Consider the following 571-nt stretch of genomic DNA (forward strand, 5'->3'; position numbering starts at 1 on the left):
TCTTGGTGAATTTGAAGAGCTTATGTTGACGATGGTAGGAGTATTGAAAGAAGAGTCGTATGGCAATGCCATAGTGGAAGAAGTGAAGCAGCAGCTAGATAGAAAATTAAGCCTTAGTGCTGTGCATGTGACACTTTACAGACTGGAAGATAAGGGCTTACTTAAGTCTCATATGGGAGGTGCCACTAAAGAGAGGGGAGGCAGGCGAAAACGTTATTTCGAGTTAACCAGTGCTGGTTTAAGCGTTTTGCAATCTATTCAAGAGCAGCGATTGAAGCTTTGGAAGTTGATACCCGAACTCAAAATTGCTGCACTATGAGCATGCTTCGGCCCCCAAAAGGAATTACTGACCTTTTAGAATGGATCTGTCCGGATTATCTATTTGAAGGAATAATTGGTGACCTGGAAGAGCAATACTATGCGGATGTAGAAGATGTGGGGGAGAAGCGCGCCAGAAGAAGATATTTCTGGAATGCCTTAAAATTTGTGAGGCCTGAGATTATACTTAGAAACAACATTACACTCAAAATAATCAACAACATCATGTTTACTAATTACCTCAAAACAGCGA

2 protein-coding genes are annotated in these 571 nt (G+C 41.3%); both read left to right on the forward strand.

The window, feature by feature from the left end:
- Positions 1–319 (forward strand): PadR family transcriptional regulator (locus E1176_RS00275; protein WP_155208596.1); only part of this gene is annotated, 319 nt, incomplete at its 5' end.
- Positions 316–571, forward strand: a 256-nt coding sequence (locus E1176_RS00280) for a permease prefix domain 2-containing transporter (RefSeq protein ID WP_155208597.1), incomplete at its 3' end; no start/stop codon positions are given. The genes E1176_RS00275 and E1176_RS00280, both read left to right, overlap by 4 nt.

It is taken from the genome of Fulvivirga aurantia, assembly GCF_009711475.1.
In the GTDB taxonomy this organism is placed as follows: Bacteria; Bacteroidota; Bacteroidia; order Cytophagales; family Cyclobacteriaceae; genus Fulvivirga; species Fulvivirga aurantia.